This window comes from Helicobacter pylori (genome assembly GCF_001998165.1).
GTDB lineage: Bacteria > Campylobacterota > Campylobacteria > Campylobacterales > Helicobacteraceae > Helicobacter > Helicobacter pylori_DL.
Genome location: NZ_MTWR01000181.1, coordinates 1 through 482 on the forward strand (window position 1 = coordinate 1; position 482 = coordinate 482).

3 pseudogenes are annotated in these 482 nt (G+C 45.2%); 2 read left to right on the forward strand and 1 reads right to left on the reverse strand.

The features are described from left to right. Window positions 1–188: pseudogene (locus BZK24_RS08785) on the forward strand (50S ribosomal protein L2); the annotation flags it as partial. Here BZK24_RS08785 and BZK24_RS08790 read toward each other — a convergent pair. Beyond that, window positions 164–295, reverse strand: a pseudogene (locus BZK24_RS08790) (ribosomal protein S19 family protein); the annotation flags it as partial. The pseudogenes BZK24_RS08785 and BZK24_RS08790 overlap by 25 nt on opposite strands. On the opposite strand from BZK24_RS08790, the pseudogene BZK24_RS08795 reads away from it, so the two are divergent. Further along, window positions 284–415, forward strand: a pseudogene (locus BZK24_RS08795) (acetyl-CoA carboxylase, carboxyltransferase subunit beta); the annotation flags it as partial. The pseudogenes BZK24_RS08790 and BZK24_RS08795 overlap by 12 nt on opposite strands. Window positions 416–482 lie beyond the last annotated feature (67 nt).

Consider the following 482-nt stretch of genomic DNA (forward strand, 5'->3'; position numbering starts at 1 on the left):
TTCTAAGCGAATGCATGGCAAGCATTGGCGTGGTAGGGAACGAAGATTTTATCAATGTCTCTATCGGTAAGGCAGGGCGTAACCGCCACAGAGGGATCCGCCCACAAACTCGTGGGAGCGCGATGAACCCCGTGGATCACCCGCATGGTGGGGGTGAGGGTAAAACAGGGACAAAAACCCTGCCATTATGCACATTATAAGTAAAACCAATCATTTCAGGCAAAATGGTGCTTCTTCTAGACCATGTTTTAATCGGGCGGTTATCCTTGCCCTCTTTTGCCTTGAGCGCTTTCAAACGGCGGAATTTTTATTAGAGCATGGCTTGATTGATATGATTGTGCACAGGAAGGATTTGAAGAAGACTTTGAGCGATCTCATCGCTATGATGACGCATAAGACTTCAAAGATTTTTTAAAGTTTTAAGATTGATGCGTTGCGTGGTGTATTCTATCGCTAAAAGTTCGCCCCTAGATTTGGTGAAA